Origin of the sequence: Curtobacterium sp. MCBA15_001 (assembly GCF_001864835.1) — a bacterium.
Lineage (GTDB): Bacteria > Actinomycetota > Actinomycetes > Actinomycetales > Microbacteriaceae > Curtobacterium.
Genome location: NZ_MJGI01000023.1, coordinates 432,310 through 448,154, shown reverse-complemented (window position 1 = coordinate 448,154; position 15,845 = coordinate 432,310). Strand labels below are relative to the sequence as shown.

General features: G+C 72.0%; 16 protein-coding genes. 4 read left to right on the top strand and 12 right to left on the bottom strand.

Annotated elements, in window-relative coordinates; all coding sequences use genetic code 11:
* The first annotated feature begins 17 nt into the window (after positions 1–17).
* Positions 18–1,277: an isochorismate synthase MenF gene (locus tag BIU90_RS11480; RefSeq protein WP_071300299.1), complete on the top strand. Its 1,260-nt coding sequence runs from the start codon at positions 18–20 to the stop codon at positions 1,275–1,277.
* 224 nt (positions 1,278–1,501) lie between these two features.
* On the opposite strand, the gene menD is transcribed toward BIU90_RS11480, so the two are convergent.
* Complete coding sequence (gene menD, locus BIU90_RS11475) at positions 1,502–3,169, bottom strand: 2-succinyl-5-enolpyruvyl-6-hydroxy-3-cyclohexene-1-carboxylic-acid synthase (protein ID WP_368086278.1); 1,668 nt, start codon at positions 3,167–3,169, stop codon at positions 1,502–1,504.
* A gap of 58 nt (positions 3,170–3,227) precedes the next feature.
* Positions 3,228–3,581 (bottom strand): PLDc N-terminal domain-containing protein, encoded by a 354-nt coding sequence (locus BIU90_RS11470; protein ID WP_071300298.1) that lies wholly within the window; start codon positions 3,579–3,581, stop codon positions 3,228–3,230.
* 98 nt (positions 3,582–3,679) lie between these two features.
* Here BIU90_RS11470 and BIU90_RS11465 point away from each other — a divergent pair, with 98 nt between their 5' ends.
* A complete protein-coding gene (locus BIU90_RS11465; protein ID WP_071300297.1) occupies positions 3,680–4,003 on the top strand; it encodes a DUF4229 domain-containing protein in 324 nt (107 codons plus the stop codon).
* Positions 4,004–4,033: 30 nt separating this feature from the next.
* On the opposite strand, the gene BIU90_RS11460 is transcribed toward BIU90_RS11465, so the two are convergent.
* The 4 genes from BIU90_RS11460 to BIU90_RS11445 are packed head-to-tail and all read right to left on the bottom strand — an operon-like array spanning position 4,034 to position 7,523.
* Positions 4,034–5,029, bottom strand: a complete 996-nt coding sequence (locus BIU90_RS11460; RefSeq protein ID WP_254787025.1) for a 1,4-dihydroxy-2-naphthoate polyprenyltransferase — start codon at positions 5,027–5,029, stop codon at positions 4,034–4,036.
* A gap of 11 nt (positions 5,030–5,040) precedes the next feature.
* On the bottom strand, positions 5,041–6,186 hold the full coding sequence (locus BIU90_RS11455) for an AMP-binding protein (protein WP_071300295.1): 1,146 nt from the start codon (positions 6,184–6,186) through the stop codon (positions 5,041–5,043).
* Complete coding sequence (locus BIU90_RS11450; RefSeq protein WP_071300294.1) at positions 6,186–7,115, bottom strand: 1,4-dihydroxy-2-naphthoyl-CoA synthase; 930 nt, start codon at positions 7,113–7,115, stop codon at positions 6,186–6,188. Before BIU90_RS11450 ends, BIU90_RS11455 begins: the two co-directional genes overlap by 1 nt.
* Before the next feature lie 54 nt (positions 7,116–7,169).
* The gene (locus BIU90_RS11445) at positions 7,170–7,523 is read right to left on the bottom strand and encodes a hypothetical protein (protein ID WP_071300293.1); all 354 of its coding nucleotides are present in this window, start codon (positions 7,521–7,523) and stop codon (positions 7,170–7,172) included.
* A gap of 351 nt (positions 7,524–7,874) precedes the next feature.
* On the opposite strand from BIU90_RS11445, the gene BIU90_RS11440 reads away from it, so the two are divergent.
* A complete protein-coding gene (locus BIU90_RS11440) occupies positions 7,875–8,864 on the top strand; it encodes an o-succinylbenzoate synthase (RefSeq protein ID WP_254787024.1) in 990 nt (329 codons plus the stop codon).
* A gap of 360 nt (positions 8,865–9,224) precedes the next feature.
* Here the strand turns inward: BIU90_RS11440 and ccsB are convergent, their stop codons facing one another.
* The 6 genes from ccsB to BIU90_RS11410 form a co-directional block, all read right to left on the bottom strand.
* Complete coding sequence (gene ccsB / locus BIU90_RS11435) at positions 9,225–10,226, bottom strand: c-type cytochrome biogenesis protein CcsB (RefSeq protein WP_071300402.1); 1,002 nt, start codon at positions 10,224–10,226, stop codon at positions 9,225–9,227.
* Positions 10,223–11,947: a cytochrome c biogenesis protein ResB gene (locus BIU90_RS11430; protein ID WP_083403903.1), complete on the bottom strand. Its 1,725-nt coding sequence runs from the start codon at positions 11,945–11,947 to the stop codon at positions 10,223–10,225. Before BIU90_RS11430 ends, ccsB begins: the two co-directional genes overlap by 4 nt.
* Complete coding sequence (locus BIU90_RS11425; protein ID WP_071300400.1) at positions 11,931–12,632, bottom strand: cytochrome c biogenesis CcdA family protein; 702 nt, start codon at positions 12,630–12,632, stop codon at positions 11,931–11,933. The genes BIU90_RS11430 and BIU90_RS11425 overlap by 17 nt, the downstream gene beginning before the upstream one ends.
* A gap of 45 nt (positions 12,633–12,677) precedes the next feature.
* Entirely contained in the window at positions 12,678–13,301 is a 624-nt protein-coding gene (locus tag BIU90_RS11420) for a TlpA disulfide reductase family protein (protein WP_071300292.1), read from the bottom strand.
* A complete protein-coding gene (locus tag BIU90_RS11415) occupies positions 13,298–13,954 on the bottom strand; it encodes a histidine phosphatase family protein (protein ID WP_071300291.1) in 657 nt (218 codons plus the stop codon). Before BIU90_RS11415 ends, BIU90_RS11420 begins: the two co-directional genes overlap by 4 nt.
* A gap of 67 nt (positions 13,955–14,021) precedes the next feature.
* The gene (locus BIU90_RS11410) at positions 14,022–15,512 is read right to left on the bottom strand and encodes a SulP family inorganic anion transporter (RefSeq protein WP_071300290.1); all 1,491 of its coding nucleotides are present in this window, start codon (positions 15,510–15,512) and stop codon (positions 14,022–14,024) included.
* A 41-nt stretch (positions 15,513–15,553) separates the two neighbouring features.
* On the opposite strand from BIU90_RS11410, the gene BIU90_RS11405 reads away from it, so the two are divergent.
* The coding region (locus BIU90_RS11405) for a MerR family transcriptional regulator (protein ID WP_071300289.1) at positions 15,554–15,845 on the top strand (292 nt) is incomplete at its 3' end.

Genomic DNA, 15,845 nt, shown 5'->3' with positions numbered 1-15,845 from the left:
ACGCGTACGATCGATCCGTGACCCGAACCGCCACGGCGGCCCCGCCGCTCACGGTGTCGACCCGGATCCTCGACGACCCGGGCGCCGTGCTCCGCCACACCCTCCCCGACCAGCCCCTCGCCTTCGTGCGGGGCGGCGACGGCATCATCGGGATCGGTGAGGCGCTGCGGTTCACGTTCCGCGGTCCCTCGCGGATGCGCGACGCGGCCGAGGTCTGGCGCGAGATCGTCGCCCGTGCCGAGGTCGACGACCCCGTCCAGCTGCGCGGGTCCGGCCTGGTCGCCTTCGGGACCTTCGCGTTCGCCGACGACTCCGCTGCCACCAGCGTGCTGATCGTGCCCCGCGTGGTCGTCGGACGTCGGCGCGGCAAGGCGTGGTTGACGGCGATCGACACCACGCCCGACCCGGCGCGCCTCACCTTCACGCGGACGTCGGTGCCGGTCCCCCACGTCGGCGGACACCTCTCCGTCGCGCTGCGCCCGGGCCACATCGACGAGGACGCCTACGCCGCCTCGGTCGCCGAGGCCGTCCGCCGCATCACCGCCGGCGACGCGCGCAAGGTCGTGCTCGCCCGCGACCTGGTCGGCACCCTGCCGCCGGGTGCCGACCAGCGCGCGCTCCTGCTCGACCTCGCCGCGACCTACCCCCAGTGCGTCGTCTTCGCGGTCGACGGGCTGGTCGGCGCGACCCCCGAGACGCTGGCACGCACCGACGGCACCCGGCTGACCGCGCGGGTGCTGGCGGGCAGCGCGGCCCGCGGCGACGACCCGGCGTCCGACCGCGCCGCGGCCGAGGCGCTGGCGTCGAGCGCCAAGGACATCGAGGAACACGCCTTCGCGATCGCCTCACTCGTTGACGCGCTCCGTCCGCTGGCCGCAGACCTGCGCGTCGACCCGGAGCCCTTCCGCCTGCAGCTGCCGAACCTGTGGCACCTGGCCAGCGACGTACAGGCGACCCTGCCCGTCGGCACGACCTCGCTCGACGTCGCCGACGCGCTGCACCCGACGGCCGCGGTGGCGGGGACCCCGACCGACGTCGCCGTGCGGCTGGTGTCCGAGCTCGAGGGCGTCGACCGCGGCCGGTACGCGGGACCGGTCGGGTGGCTCGGGGCGTCCGGCGACGGCGAGTGGATGCTGGCGCTCCGCAGCGCGCAGATCGACCCCGACGGCACGGTCACCGCGTGGGCGGGCGCCGGCATCGTCGGCGGGTCGGACCCGCAGCGCGAGGTCGCCGAGACCGCGCTGAAGTTCCGCCCGATCCGCGACGCCCTGGCCTAGGCACGGGCCGGGCCGGGCCGTGCGCGCCGGACGCGCGCCGGGCCTCCCGTCCCGCACCGCGCCGGACGCGCACCATGCGCGGTTCGCACCGTGCGCGCGTCCCACGTGGTGCGAGGTCGACCGCGTGGTGCGAGCCGACAGGCACTCACCGAGCGGCGAACCCTGCACGGAGCGACAACCGCGCACCGTGCGCGGCACCCGCGCCCACCGCTGACACCGGCGCGTCAGTCGGCCAGCGGCACCTCGATGACGACCCGGTCGGCCGGGTCCGTCAACACACGCTCCAGGTCGCCCCAGGTCGCGGCGCGGCGGTACTCCCACCCGAGCCCCGTCACCACGCGCTCGACGTCGACGTGCTGCGGCGTCGTCATCATCCGCCGCATGTCCGCGGCCGGCGTGGTCTCGGCGACCTCGAGCCCGCGGAAGATCGCCCCGCCGACGTCGTTGCCGACGACGACCTGCACGCGGTGCGTCGGTTCCTCGGTGCCGGTCACGAACGCGCCGAGGTCGTGCAGGAACGTCAGGTCGCCGACCAGCACGCGCGTGGTGCCGCCGGCCGCCTGGGTGGTCTCGAGCGCGGCCGCGATGCCGAGCGCCGTCGACACCGTGCCGTCGATCCCGGCGAGCCCCCGGTTGGCGTGGACGCGGATCTTCTTGCCCGCCACGCGTTCGTCGGCGACACGGATGATCTGCGACGCCCCGAGCACCAGGCGGTCGTGCGGCCAGGTCACGCCCCACACCGCCTCGGCGAGCATCGCCCGGTCGACCGGACGCCGTCGGAGCGCCACCTCGTCCTTCAGGAACCGGTTGCGCTCGGCACGGTCCGCGGACCGCTTGGCGTCGAGGTCCGGCCCCGCGTCACCGCCTCCGAGCGCGGCACGGCTGGCAGCGACCCACCGGCCCACCCACGCACGGTGCGCCGGCCCGGTCCGTCCGGTCACCCGGACGTCGGAGACCAGACGGGAGGCCCGGCTCGGGTCGTACGGGTCGGCGCCGGCCCCACGGACCGTCACGACCTCGACGTCGTCGCGCTGCAGGAGCGCGGGGACCTCGCGCGAGAGCGTGGGGTGCCCGAGCACCACCGCTCGACGGACCCGACCGCCGAAGTCCGGGTCGCGCAGGAGCCGGCGGTACGTGACGACGAGGTTCCGACCGAAGTGCGCCCCGCTCGAGACCTCGGCGAGCAGCGGCGCCCCGAGCTCCCACGCGATCCGTTCGGCGTCCTCGCCGGCGTCGTGTCCGGCGATGACGACGGTCGCGGGCTCGTCGTCCGGTGCGAGGTCGGCGACGGGCAGCCCGGTGTGGACGCGCCGTGCGGCGAACGCCGTGTCGATCTCCTCGTCGGGCGCGCCCGCGACGTCGGTGAGCGTGGCCGACAGGGGTTCGCGGAACGCGATGTCGAGCTGTGCCGGACCCGGCTGCCCGGTGTGTCCGGACGCCGCGGCGACTGCCTGCCGGACGACGGCGCGGATCGCCGCCCGGGTGGTGTCGTCGACACCGTGGGCGGTCGGCGCCTCGACCTCGTGGACGAACGACACCGCGTGCGCGAAGATCCCCGGCTGGACGGTGGTCTGGTTGCTGCCGATCCCCCGGAGCTCACCCGGTCGGTCGGCCGACACCACGATCATCGGGACGCCAGAGTGGTGGGCCTCGAGGACCGCCGGGTGCAGGTTCGCCACGGCGGTGCCGGACGTCGTGACCACGAGCGCGGGGCGGGAGGTCTCGACGGCGAGTCCGAGGGCGAAGAAGCCGGCCGTGCGCTCGTCGAGCCGGACATGCACCGTGATGCCGCCGGCGCGCTCGAGGGCGACGGCGGCCAGAGCGAGCGCCTGCGACCGCGAGCCCGGGCTCACCACGACGTCGGTCACACCGGCGCGGGCGGCTTCCTGCAGCAGCGCGAGGGCGAAGTCGGAGGCGGGACTGCCCGACCCGGGTCGCCCCGGTTCACCGTCAGCGATCGGTGCGGCCGTCGTCGTCGGTGTCGTGGAACTGTTCTTCGAGGTTGCGGAGCGTGGCGTCGTCCTGGTCCTTGTCCGTTCGGGGCCGCTCGGGAGCGTGCTCGCCGAGGAAGTCCGGGTCGTCTTCGGGTCCACGGTACCGGGCGGCGGGGCCCTGGGCTGCGGGTGCACGGCCGAGCAAGAACCAGAGCAGCGCCCCGAGGACCGGCAACACGATGACGAGCAGGACCCAGACGGGCTTGCGGAGCGACCGGACGCGGGAGCGGGGCATCGTGGCGCAGTCGATGAGCGCGTACACCGTGAACGCCACGGCGGCGACAGCGACGACGAGCCACAAGCGGATCATGCACGGAGTCTAGGTCGCGAGTCTGTGACGGGCCTCATGGTCGGGCCCCCGCGATGCGCGACCAGGAGGACCCGACGACGGGTCCGTAGACTTGCCGGGTGAAAGCGTGGCTCGTCTACACCCTCGCCCGTCTCGGGATCTTCGCGGCGGCGCTCGTCGTCCTGTTCGTGGTCGGGCTCCCCTGGTACTGGGCGACCATCGGCGCGGCCCTGATCGGCCTGCTCGTCTCCTACATCGCGCTGCCACGCCTGCGCGAGCAGGTGACCACGAGCCTGGCGTCGCGCCGACCTGCTCCGGCGCACGACGCCGACTCCGACTTCGAGGACGACTTCGTCGACGCCGAGGACTCAGACGTGCCCGCCGCGCGCCCGGTGTCCGACGCCGACCGGCACGCCGACCGCCGCGAGCACCCGACCGACTGACGCCGCGCTGCCGCGGCTGGTCGGGCTCCGCTACGGCTGGACGGCGAGCGTGATGCCGAGCACCACGCCGTAGACCAGCGAGCTGAAGGACGACAGCTGCAGCGCGGTGATGAGTTCGCGCGGCTTCTTCGACGTCACGCCGATGAGCAGCGCCGGCAGGGCCAGCAGCAGTGAGAAGTACGTGAAGCCGGTCCGGAAGTACAGCAGCACGAACCAGAGCAGCGCCACGTAGGGCAGCATCAGGAACACGCCGTACAGGACCCGCGCCACCGGACGGCCGACCACGACCGCCAGGGTCCGCTTGCCCGCGGCGCGGTCCTCGTCGACGTCGCGGATGTTGTTCACCATGAGGACCGCGCAGGCGAAGAAGCCCGCTGCGACCGCGGCCACCCACCCGCTCGTGGTGACGCGACCGATCTGGGTGTACTGCGTGCCGAGGACCGCAACCAGCCCGAAGAACACGAAGACGAAGACCTCACCCAGGGCGTTGTAGCCGTAGGGCTTCTTGCCCCCGGTGTAGAACCAGGCGGCGACGATCGCAGCGGCACCGACGATCAACAGCCACCAGAGCTGGGTGAGCACCACGATCGCGATCCCGGCGACGGCGGCCAGGCCGAAGAACGTCAGGGCGACGGTCAGCACCGTGCGGGGCTTCGCCAGGCCGGCACCGGTCAGGCGCGCAGGACCCACGCGGAACTCGTCCGTGCCGCGGACGCCGTCCGAGTAGTCGTTGCTGTAGTTCACGCCGATCTGCAGGAACAGCGCGACGACCAGCGCCAGGACCGCCACGGCGAGGTGGCTGCCCTGGCCGAGGTAGGCACCGAAGTCGCCGGTGGTCCTGCTGTCGACGAAGCCCACGGCGGTGCCGAGCACGACGGGCACCACGCCGAGGGTGAGCGTGCGGAGCCGGGCGCCACCGATCCAGTCACGTGCGGTCGCCTTGCGGCGGACGTTCCCGGGCCGTGCTGCCTTCGCCGGGTTGCCGGAGCGGCCCTGCTTCTGGGTTGCGTTCTTCGATCGTGCCACGACCGTTGATCCTATCGGCGCGGCTCGTGACCGGCGACGAGCGCGGCGATCGCCCGACGGTCCGGCTTGCCGCTCGGCAGCATCGGCACCCGATCCACGACCAGGACGTCCGCCGGACGCGCGGCCCGACCCAGGGACCGTTCGACGTGGTCACGGACCCGCTGCAGGTCGACGGGCTCGGCCGTCACGACGACCGGGACCTCGCCCCACTCGGCCGACGACCGTCGGGTGACGACCGACGACTCCTGCCCGGGGAGCTCGCGGACGTGTCGTTCGACCAGGCCGAGCGGGACCTTCTCGCCACCGGAGATGATGACGTCGTCCAGACGCCCGAGCACCCGCAGGACGCCGTCCGTCACGGTCGCGGCGTCGCCCGTGCGGTACCAGCGCAGGCTGTCCTCGACGACGAAGGTCGCCGCCGTCCGGGCCGCGTCGTCCAGGTAGCCCTCCGCGAGCATCGGGCCGTGCAGCCAGAGCTCGCCGTCGACCAGTCGCGTCCGCACCGTGCCGAAGGGGACCCCGTCGTAGACGCACCCGCCGCTGGTCTCGCTCGCGCCGTACGTCGTCACGACGTGCACACCCGCGGCCTCGGCACGCGCACGGAGCGGCGCCGGTGTGGCCTGCCCGCCGACCAGCACCGCGTCGAACCGGGTGAGCTCCGCCGTTGCGTCCGGGTCGTCGAGCACCCGGGCGAGCTGCACCGGCACGAGCGAGGTGTAGCGGCGGGGCGCTGCGCGGGTGACCTGCAGCTGCCGGGCGGCCTCGGTGAACCCCTGCGCGGTGAAGTGGCCCGGCGCCGCGAGGCTCGGGACGGTGCCCGCGACGATCGACCGCGTCAGGACGTTGAGGCCCGCGATGTAGTGCGTCGGCAGGGCGAGGACCCAGCTCCCCGGACCGCCGAGCGCCTGGTCCGCGGCTGCGGCACCGGCCAACAGCGCGTCGGCGGACAGCGCCACGCGCTTGCCGGTGCCGGTCGACCCGCTCGTCTCGACCACCAGGGCGACCCGCTGCGCGACGTCGGCCGGTGGCGGCGTCGGCAGCGACGGAGCGCCTTCGGCGACGGGGAGCAGCGCGGGGCCGCCGGCGAGCGCAGCCTCCAGGCCGCGCAGCACGGCGGACGGATCGGAGGCTCCCAGCGCGACCAGCGGTCGGGTCATCAGTAGTGCCAGGGGAACGCGGTCCACTCGGGCGCGCGCTTCTCGAGGAAGGAGTCGCGTCCCTCCACCGCCTCGTCGGTGCCGTAGGCCAGACGGGTGGCCTCGCCGGCGAAGACCTGCTGGCCGACGAGCCCGTCGTCGACGGCGTTGAAGGCGTACTTGAGCATCCGGATGGCCGTCGGCGACTTGCCGAGGATCGTCTCGCCCCAGCGGATCGCCTCGCGCTCGAGGTCCGCGTGCGGCACCACCTTGTTCACCGCACCCATCTCGTACGCGCGCTGGGCGGAGTACTCCTCGGCGAGGAAGAAGACCTCGCGCGCGAGCTTCTGGCCGATCTGCTTGGCGTAGTAGGCGCTGCCGTAGCCGCCGTCGAACGAGCCGACGTCGGCGTCGGTCTGCTTGAACTTGCCGTGTTCCGCGCTCGCGATCGTCAGGTCGCAGATCGCGTGCAGCGAGTGTCCACCACCGGCGGCCCAGCCCGGCACCACGGCGATGACGACCTTCGGCATCATGCGGATGAGGCGCTGGACCTCGAGGATGTGCAGGCGGCCCATCGATGCCTGGGCAGCGGCGGGGTCGACGCCCTCGGGCGGAGCGCCCTCGTCGCCGACGTACTGGTAGCCGCTCCGGCCGCGGATGCGCTGGTCGCCGCCGGAGCAGAACGCCCAGCCGCCGTCCTTGGGGCTCGGGCCGTTGCCGGTGAGCAGGACGACGCCGACGCGGGGGTCCTGGCGGGCGTCGTCGAGGGCACGGTAGAGCTCGTCCACGGTGCGGGGGCGGAAGGCGTTGCGGACCTCGGGGCGGTCGAACGCGATGCGGACGATCCCCTTCGACACGTGCTTGTGGTACGTGATGTCGGTGAACGAGGCGGCTGCGGGAGCGGTCGTCCAGACGTCGGGATCGAACAGGTCGGACACGGTGTCGGGCATGGTCCCGACCCTATCGCCGGGGTGCGGGAGCGGGCTGGTCGGCCGGGCCGCGGTCTAGGACCCGCCCATGTCGGTCAGCATCTCCGGCGCCACGATGACGAGCAGCACGATGAGGATCACCGGGTTCGCGACGAAGGCCAGCACGACACCGATCGCCCCGTACCACCGGCCCATCCCCCCGACGGCCGCGATGAACCCGAGGATCGCGGCGATGAGCGTGAGGAACACGACGACGAAGCAGATGCCGAACGCGAAGGTCGTGTCGCCGCCCATGAACACCGCGAAGGCACTGGCATCGACCGCGGCGGAGACGACCGCCAGTCCGAGAGCGATCTTGCCGACGATCGGGCTGCGGCGACGCTGCCGGCTGGTTGCCTGCTCGCGGACGTCGACCGTGTTGCGCTGCATCAGGCGTTCGAAGTCGCCGGAGGAACCGGCGCCCGATCCGCGCGCGACGCCGGTCTTCGTCCCGCGCGCGGTGGGCTTGGACCCACGCGGGGTTGCGCCCGTCGCTCGTGACGTCGCCGCTGCCGTGCGTCCCGAGGGCGAGGCCGCTCCGGATGCGCGTGACGACCGCTCGTGCGGATCAGACGCCACGGAGCCTCCCTCTGGTCGTCGTGTCGGTGGTGCAGTGCTGGTTCGATGGTGCTTCGTCCGGTCGGACGTGTCCCTCTGGACCGGCACCGACCGCAGCATGCTATTGCGCTGCCCTGGCCTTCGGCTCCGAGGAACTGCCGTGTCCGCTGCGAGGATGGTCGGGTGCTCCCCGACCTCGCCGACCTGACGACCGATGCCCACGTCGTCGCCCTGCCGATGCGCGTGCGGTTCCGCGGCATCACCGCGCGGGAGGCCCTCGTGCTGCGCGGCCCGCACGGCTGGACGGAGTTCTCGCCCTTCGTCGAGTACGACGACACCGAGGCCGCCGCCTGGCTCCGCGGGACCATCGACTTCGGGTGGACCGACCACTCCCCCGCCGCGGACGCCGTGCCCGTGAACGCCACCGTGCCGGCCGTCGCGCCCGACGCGGTCGCGGACCTCCTCGCCCGCTACCCCGGCTGCACGAGTGCGAAGGTGAAGGTGGCGGAGCCCGGTACCACCATCGAGGACGACGTCGCCCGCGTCGCCGAGGTCCGTCGGGTGATGGGCCCGGACGCTGCGGTCCGCGTCGACGCGAACGGTCTGTGGACCGTCGAGCAGGCCGTCGTCGCCCTCGAACGCCTGGCCCCGTTCGACCTGCAGTACGCCGAACAACCCTGCCGCACGGTCGAGGAACTCGCACAGCTCCGGGGACGCATCGCCGGACTCGGAGTGCGGATCGCCGCCGACGAGAGCGTGCGCAAGGCATCCGACCCGCTCGCCGTCGCCCGCGCCGGCGCCGCGGACGTCCTCGTCGTGAAGGCGCAGCCGCTCGGAGGGATCACCGCGGCGCGGGCCGTCATCGCGGACGCCGGGCTGCCGTGCGTGGTCTCGAGCGCGCTCGACACCTCGGTGGGGCTCGGCATGGGTGCGTTCCTGGCGGCGGCGGCGATGACGCCGGGCTACGCCGCGGGCCTCGGGACGGCGGCCATGTTCGCCGGTGACGTCACCGACCGGCCGCTCCTGCCGTCGGACGGGAGGATCGGGGTGCGCCGCGTCGACGTCGCACCTCCGCTGCTGGCTCGGTACGCGGCGTCGCCGGAGCGCACGGCGTGGTGGATGGAGCGCCTGGCGCGGGTGCACGCGGTGCTGGCCGGCGGGGCGGGCGCCTAGGGCGCGTAGGGCGCTGCCCGCCGGGCACGCGTCGGGCGGGCGTCGAGCGGGCGTCGGGCGGGCGTCGGGCGGGTCACGGGCCCGCGTCCGGCGGGATGCTTCGAGGTGCCGGAATTCTGGAACCTCGGACCCGCTGACCGGGGACTCGCGGAACCTCGACGAACCCGAGCGGCGAGTCGTGCGACCTCAACGAACCCGACAGACGCAAACAGACAGCACGACGGCACGACGGCAGGACGGCAGGACGGCACGAGAGCACGACGGCAGGACGGCACGAACCACGACAGGCCCCAACCACGACAGGCACGGCGCGGGACGAACCCGCACCGTGCCTGGTGCACGCAGCCGTGCGTCAGCGGCTCACAGCCCGGAGTAGCTGTGCAGCCCCTTGAAGAACACGTTGACGACCGAGAAGTTGAACATGACCGCCGCGAAGCCGACCAGCGCCAGCCACGACGACCGCGCACCACGCCACCCGCGGGTCGCACGCGCGTGGATGTACCCGGCGTAGATGACCCAGATGATGAATGTCCAGACTTCCTTGGTGTCCCAGCCCCAGTACCGCCCCCAGGCCCGCTCGGCCCAGATGGCACCGGCGATCAGGGTGAAGGTCCAGAGCACGAAGCCGACGAGCAGCACGCGGTAGGTCAGGACCTCGAGCCGGTCGGCGTCGGGCAGGGTCTCCATGAAGCGGAGCTTCTTCGAGACACCGCTGTGGCCGAGCCGGTAGGTCTGGATGAGCTGCGACACCGCGAGTCCCGCACCGAGGGCGAAGAACCCGGTGCCGGCGATCGCCACGAACACGTGGATGACGAGCCAGTACGACTCGAGCGCGGGCACGAGCGGCCGGACGGGCACGTAGTAGTTGACCGTCGCGATGCCGAGCAGGATCAGCGTGAGGCCGGTGATGAAGACGCCGAGGAACTTCAGGTTCTGCCAGAGCTGCACGAGCAGGAAGATCGCGATGATCAGCCCGGTGCCGGTGAGCGAGAACTCGAACATGTTGCCCCACGGCACCCGGTCGGCCGCGATGCCGCGCAGCACGATCGCGCCGATGTGCACCACGAGCGCCAGGATCGTCATCGCCATGCCGACCCGCTCGAAGCGGGATCCGCGGCGGCCGGAGCCGGTCTTCGCCGGTGCCTCGACGCGTTCGAGCACGACCGTGCCCCCCTGCACCGTGGCGACGGTCTTGGCCTGCTGCGGCGCGGCGGCCGAGGCGACCGCGGCACCGTCGGCGCCCACCGTGACCTCGCCGGCACGCTTGGCCATGTCGAGTGCGAACGAGATGAACGCGATCACGTACACGGCCATCGCCGAGTAGGTGAGCACGACCGAGTAGGTCGCGATGTTCGTCGTCATGTCCACGAGGGAATCCTAACTCCGAGGTCTGACACGTGCTTGGTGGCGATGTCCGCGACGGCACGTTCGAGATTGGGGTCCTCGCCGCGGGCCAGGCCCGCGTACTCGAGGTCGTACTCGCCGTGCTCGGCGCCGGAGCGGGGCACGACCTTCACCCAGACCCGCCGTCGTGGGACGAAGAGCGAGGTCAGCAGCCCGAGGACGCTGAGGACCGCGAACCCGCCGACCCACAGCTGCGAGGGGTCGTGGTGCACGTCGAGCGACACGTAGCGCTTGACGCCGTCGAAGGTGATCGACCCGGCGCCCTGCGGCAGGGCCTTCGTCTGCCCGGGCTTCAACTCGATGCTCTTGGCGTCCGACTTGGTGCCGGCGATCTGCTTGAGCCCGCTCGTGTCGAGCTGGTAGACGCTGCGCGGCACACCGTCGTCGAGCCCGAGGTCGCCCGTGTACACCTGCAGCGTGAGCAGGGGGTTCTCGGCGTCCGGGTAGTTCGACGTGTACGCGCCGGTACCGAGCTTGACCGCGGTCGGGTAGAAGAAGCCGACCATGCCGAGCTGGTCCGGCGAGGCATCCGGCACCTTGATGACGCCGGTGGAGGTGTAGTTGGCGTCCGCCGGCAGGAAGGGCACGTCGTCCTTGAACGCGACGTTGCCGTCGCCGTCGCGGACCGTCACCTGCATCGCGTACCCGTTGCCGAGCAGGTACACGTTGGTGCCGCCGATCGACAGCGGCTCGTTGACGCCGAGGCGGCTGGTCTTCGCCTCGCCGCCCTTGGCCTGCGCCGTGACGGTCGCCGAGTAGTCGGTCGCCTGCCCGAGCGCGTCGAGGTTGCGCTCCTCGTACTTGGTGACGAACTTGTCGAGCGTCAGGTTGTAGCCCTTGAGGTCGGTCTGCTGGAACCACCGCCCCGGGTTGAACGAGTCGTACGAACCGAGCACGTTCGAGAAGGTCTGGCCCTCGACCAGCAGGCGCTGCCCGGTGTAGCCGAACCCGCCACCGATGCCGACCGCGATGAGCACGCCGACGAGCGCCGCGTGGAACACCAGGTTGCCGGTCTCGCGCAGGTAGCCGCGTTCGGCGCTGACGGAGTCGCCGAACCGCTCGACGCGGTAGCCGGAGCGCTTCAGCAGCGCCATCGCGCGGGTGACCGCGTGGTCGGCGGACGGGAGGCGCGTGGCCGGGTCCGTCCCGCGTGCACCGTCCGCCATGGTGTCGGCCTCGACCGGCACGATCCGGTAGCCGGCGAGCCGCGTCAGCCGGGCGGGGGTCTTCGGGGGGCGGGTGCGCAGGGCCTGCCAGTGGTGGCGCGTACGCGGGATGATGCAGCCGATCAGCGACACGAACAGCAGCAGGTAGATCGCCGAGAACCACACCGAGGTGTAGGTGTCGAAGACCTGCAGGGTGTCGAGGACCGGGAACAGCTGCGGGTGGTCGGCCTTGTACTGCACGACGCCGTTCGGGTCGGCGGTGCGCTGCGGCACGAGGGAGCCGGGGATCGCCGCCAGGGCGAGCATCATCAGCAGGAACAGCGCCGTGCGCATGCTCGTCAGCTGGCGCCAGAAGAACCGGACGTAGCCGACGAACCCCAGGCGCGGCTGGGTGACGTCGCCGCCCGAGCCGTCGCCGGGTCCCGAGCCGTCGACGTGGTCGGATGGCCGCATGGGGTCGGACGCGGTGCCGTTCTCGGCCCGGTCCTCGTCGGACTCAGACTGCCGGGACATAGCTCTTGATCACCGCCCCCACGCTCGACATGACGGCCGACCAGATGCCGGTGACCATGAGCAGGCCGATGACGATCAGGATGGATCCTCCGATGATGTTGACGACGCGCATGTGGCGCTTGACGGCGCGGATCGCCCCGGCTGCCCAGCCGGCTCCGAGCGCCACGAGCAGGAACGGGATGCCGAGGCCGAGGCAGTAGGCGACCCCGAGCCACATGCCCTGCCAGGCGCTGCCGGACTGCACGCTGAGCAGGTTGATCGCGGCGAGGGTCGGGCCGAGGCAGGGCGTCCAGCCGAGGCCGAACACGACGCCGAGCAGCGGTGCGCCGAGCAGCCCGGTCGCGGGCGTCCAGGACGGTTTGAGCGTGCGCTGCAGGAACGTGAACCGCCCGATGAAGACCAGGCCCATCAGGATCACCACGACGCCGAGGACCTGGGTGATCAGGTCACGCCAGCGGACGAGCCAGAAGCCGAGTGCTCCGAAGACCGTCGTGTAGGCGACGAAGACGGCCGTGAAGCCGAGGACGAAGAGCAGCACCCCGAGCACCACGCGGCCGCGGCCGCGCTGCCCCGCGTCGGCGATCCCGCTGACGTACCCGAGGTACCCGGGCACGAGCGGCAGGACGCACGGCGAGAGGAACGACACGAGCCCTGCGAGCAGGGCCACGGGCAGTGCCACGGCCATCTGTCCGCTCAGGATCGCGTCGGAGAAGGGGTTGCTGTTCACCGGTCAGGAGGCCTTGCCACCGGCGAGTTCGTCCCCGACCAGGGTGTCCAGGATGCTCGTGCCGTCGATCGCGCCGAGCACCCGGGCAGCGACGCGGCCCTTCGTGTCGAGGACGATGGTGGCCGGCACGGCGTTCGGCGCGATCTGCCCGGACAACGCGAGCTGCATCGTGCCCTTGTCGGCGTCGAGCACGGTCGGGTAGTCGACCTTGAACGTGCGCTCGAACGCGGCGGCGGTGGCGGCCTGGTCGCGGACGTTCACGCCGATGAACTGGACGTCCTTGCCCTGGTACTCCTGCTGCACGGCACTGAGGTACTTCGCCTCGGCACGGCACGGCGGGCAGCTGGCGTACCAGAAGTTGAGGACGACGACCTTGCCGCGCAGGGCCTTCGACGACACCGCGTCGCCGTTGCTGTCCTTCGCCTCGAAGTCCACGGTGTCCGTGCGCTTGTCGGCCGCGACCTCGGTCACCGCGCCGTCGCCGGAGATGTAGTTCTGGGTCGTGCCCTTGCCGTACTGCTGGGCGATGCCGTCGCTCCCGCTGGAGCACCCGGCGAGCGCGAGCGCGGCGACCACGGCCGCGGACGCTGCTGCGAGGACACGCTGATTCGTTCTGCGGGCGATCACACTGCTCCTTCGTCGACGGCACCGATCCGGAGTTCCAGCGCCGGGTCCGCGTACCCGACCTCGGTGAAGCGACCGCCGGACGTGGCGGGCACGCGCTCGAGGGTCGTGATGCTGGAGAGGTCGCACCGGCGTCGGCGCGGGTCGTGCCACAGGGACTCCCCCGCGAGACGACGGTGGACCATCCAGATCGGCAACTGGTGGCTCACGAGGACGACGTCGCCCTCGTCGACGCTCTCCCACGCACTGGTGACAGCGGCGAGCATGCGGTTGGCGATCGACTCGTAGGCCTCGCCCCAGCTCGGTCGCCACGGGTTCGCGATCCAGGGCCACTCGGCCGGTCGACGGATCGACCGCTTCGTGAACCCGGGCGGCTGGCCCTCGTACCGGTTGGTCGGTTCGATGAGCCGCTCGTCGAGGGCGACGGGCAGGTCGTAGGCGGCGGCCCAGGGGGCGGCGGACTCCTGCGTGCGCTGCAGCGGCGAAGCGACGATCCGGCGGACGTCGACGCCTGCGGTCTTCCACGTCGTGGCGGACGCGGCAGCCATGCGGTGGCCGAGGTCACTCAGTCCGAAGCCCGGCAGTCGGCCGTACAGCACACGGTCCGGGTTGTGCACCTCGCCGTGCCGCACGAGGTGGATCTTGGTCGCGGGCATGGGTTCCAGTCTAGGTCGGACGGCGGTTCCCACCGCCCACACAGTGGATTGCCTGCTTCGGGACCGCTCAGCCGAGGTGCCCGGACAGCTTGCCGTGCAGCGCCACCGACCCGGTGTTGAGGTTCACGACCTCGACGCGGGAGCCGTGCTTGGCGAACCGCTGCTCGATCCCGTCGAGGGCGGCGACCGTGCTGGCGTCGAAGACGTGCGCCTCCGACATGTCGATGAGCACGGTGGCCGGGTCCTCGGCGTACGAGAACCGCGTGACCAGGTCGTTCGACGACGCGAAGAAGAGCGCCCCGCGGACCCGGTACCGCACGGTGTCCTGGTCGACGCGTTCGCGGACGACCTCGACGACGTGCGCGACCCGACGGGCGAAGACGAGTGCTGCGACGACGACACCGACGAGCACGCCGGTCGCCAGGTTGTCGGTGACCACGACCACCAGGACGGTGATGACCATGACCGCGGTCTCGCCGAGCGGCATCCGCCCGAGGGTGCGCGGCCGGACGCTGTGCCAGTCGAACGTCGCGACGCAGACCATGAGCATCACGGCGGTGAGCGCCGCCATCGGGATCCGGGCGACGACGTCGTGCAGCACGATCGTCAGCACGAGCACCGACGCCCCGGCGGCGAAGGTCGAGATGCGGGTCCGGGCGCCGGCGGTCTTCACGTTGATGACGGTCTGGCCGATCATCGCGCAGCCGCCCGTACCGCCGAAGAAGGCGGAGGCGATGTTCGCGATGCCCTGCCCCCAGGACTCGCGCCACTTGCTCGACCCCGTGTCGGTCAACGCGTCGACCAGCTGCGCCGTGAGCAGCGTCTCGATGAGCCCCACGATCGCCATGCCGAACGCGTACGGCGCGATGATCGTCAGCGTGTCGAACGAGATCGGCACGGTGATGCCGTTGAACCCGGGCAGGGCGGTCGGCAGCGCGCCCTCATCGCCGACGGTGGGCACGGCGATCCCGAACACGACGGTGATCGCGGTGATGACCACGACCGCGATGAGCGGCGCCGGCACGGCCTTCGTCAGGTAGGGGAAGCCGACGATCACCGCGACGCCCAGCGCCGTGAGCGGCCAGACGACGAAGGGGACGTCGTGCCCGAACAGGTTCGGCAGCTGCGCCGTGAAGATGAGGATCGCCAGCGCGTTGACGAAGGCGAGGTTGACGCTCCGCGGGATGAACCGCATCAGTCGTGCGACCCCGAGGAACCCGAGCACGAGCTGGATCACGCCACCGAGCACGATCGTCGGCACCAGGTAGGCGATGCCGTGGTCGCGGACGAGCGGCGCGATGACGAGTGCGACCGACCCGGCCGCCGCCGACACCATGGCCGGTCGGCCGCCGACGATCGCGATGACGACCGCGATGACCACGCTCGAGAAGAGCCCGACCGCGGGGTCGACCCCGGCGACGACCGAGAACGAGATCGCCTCGGGGATGAGCGCGAGCGCGGTCACGACGCCGGCGAGGACCTCGCGCGAGAGCAACCGCGGTGAACGGAGGGCCGACAGGACGGTGGGGGCGGCCGGAGTGGGGGTGAGGGTCGTCATCGTCGGCAACCCTACCCTCACGTGAGGGTAGGGTTGCACGCATGCTCGATGAACAGCCCTCGGACACCATGCACATCGGCGAACTGGCCGACCGCGCGGGGATGTCCCTCCGCACGATCCGGCACTACGACGAGGTGGGTCTCCTCGTGCCGAGCGGTCGGACGGCCGGCGGGTTCCGGGTCTACACCGAGCGTGACCTGGAGCGCCTGCTGGTGATCCGGCGGATGAAGCCCCTGGGGTTCTCGCTCGACGAGATGGGTGACCTGCTCCGCATCGTCGACGTGCTGCCCAGTCCTGACGACGACGAGACGGACGACGACACCGCCCGTCCCG

Coding starts and splice junctions, on each gene's coding strand:
- BIU90_RS11470 (WP_071300298.1), bottom strand. CDS start 3,581: ATGATCCGCTTGTGGCTCGTCGTCGCTGTCGCCGCCGTGGCGTTCACG.
- BIU90_RS11455 (WP_071300295.1), bottom strand. CDS start 6,186: ATGACCCGACCGCTGGTCGCGCTGGGAGCCTCCGATCCGTCCGCCGTG.
- BIU90_RS11450 (WP_071300294.1), bottom strand. CDS start 7,115: ATGCCCGACACCGTGTCCGACCTGTTCGATCCCGACGTCTGGACGACC.
- BIU90_RS11445 (WP_071300293.1), bottom strand. CDS start 7,523: ATGCAGCGCAACACGGTCGACGTCCGCGAGCAGGCAACCAGCCGGCAG.
- ccsB (WP_071300402.1), bottom strand. CDS start 10,226: ATGACGACGAACATCGCGACCTACTCGGTCGTGCTCACCTACTCGGCG.
- BIU90_RS11430 (WP_083403903.1), bottom strand. CDS start 11,947: ATGTCCCGGCAGTCTGAGTCCGACGAGGACCGGGCCGAGAACGGCACC.
- BIU90_RS11425 (WP_071300400.1), bottom strand. CDS start 12,632: ATGGCCGTGGCACTGCCCGTGGCCCTGCTCGCAGGGCTCGTGTCGTTC.
- BIU90_RS11415 (WP_071300291.1), bottom strand. CDS start 13,954: ATGCCCGCGACCAAGATCCACCTCGTGCGGCACGGCGAGGTGCACAAC.
- BIU90_RS11410 (WP_071300290.1), bottom strand. CDS start 15,512: ATGACGACCCTCACCCCCACTCCGGCCGCCCCCACCGTCCTGTCGGCC.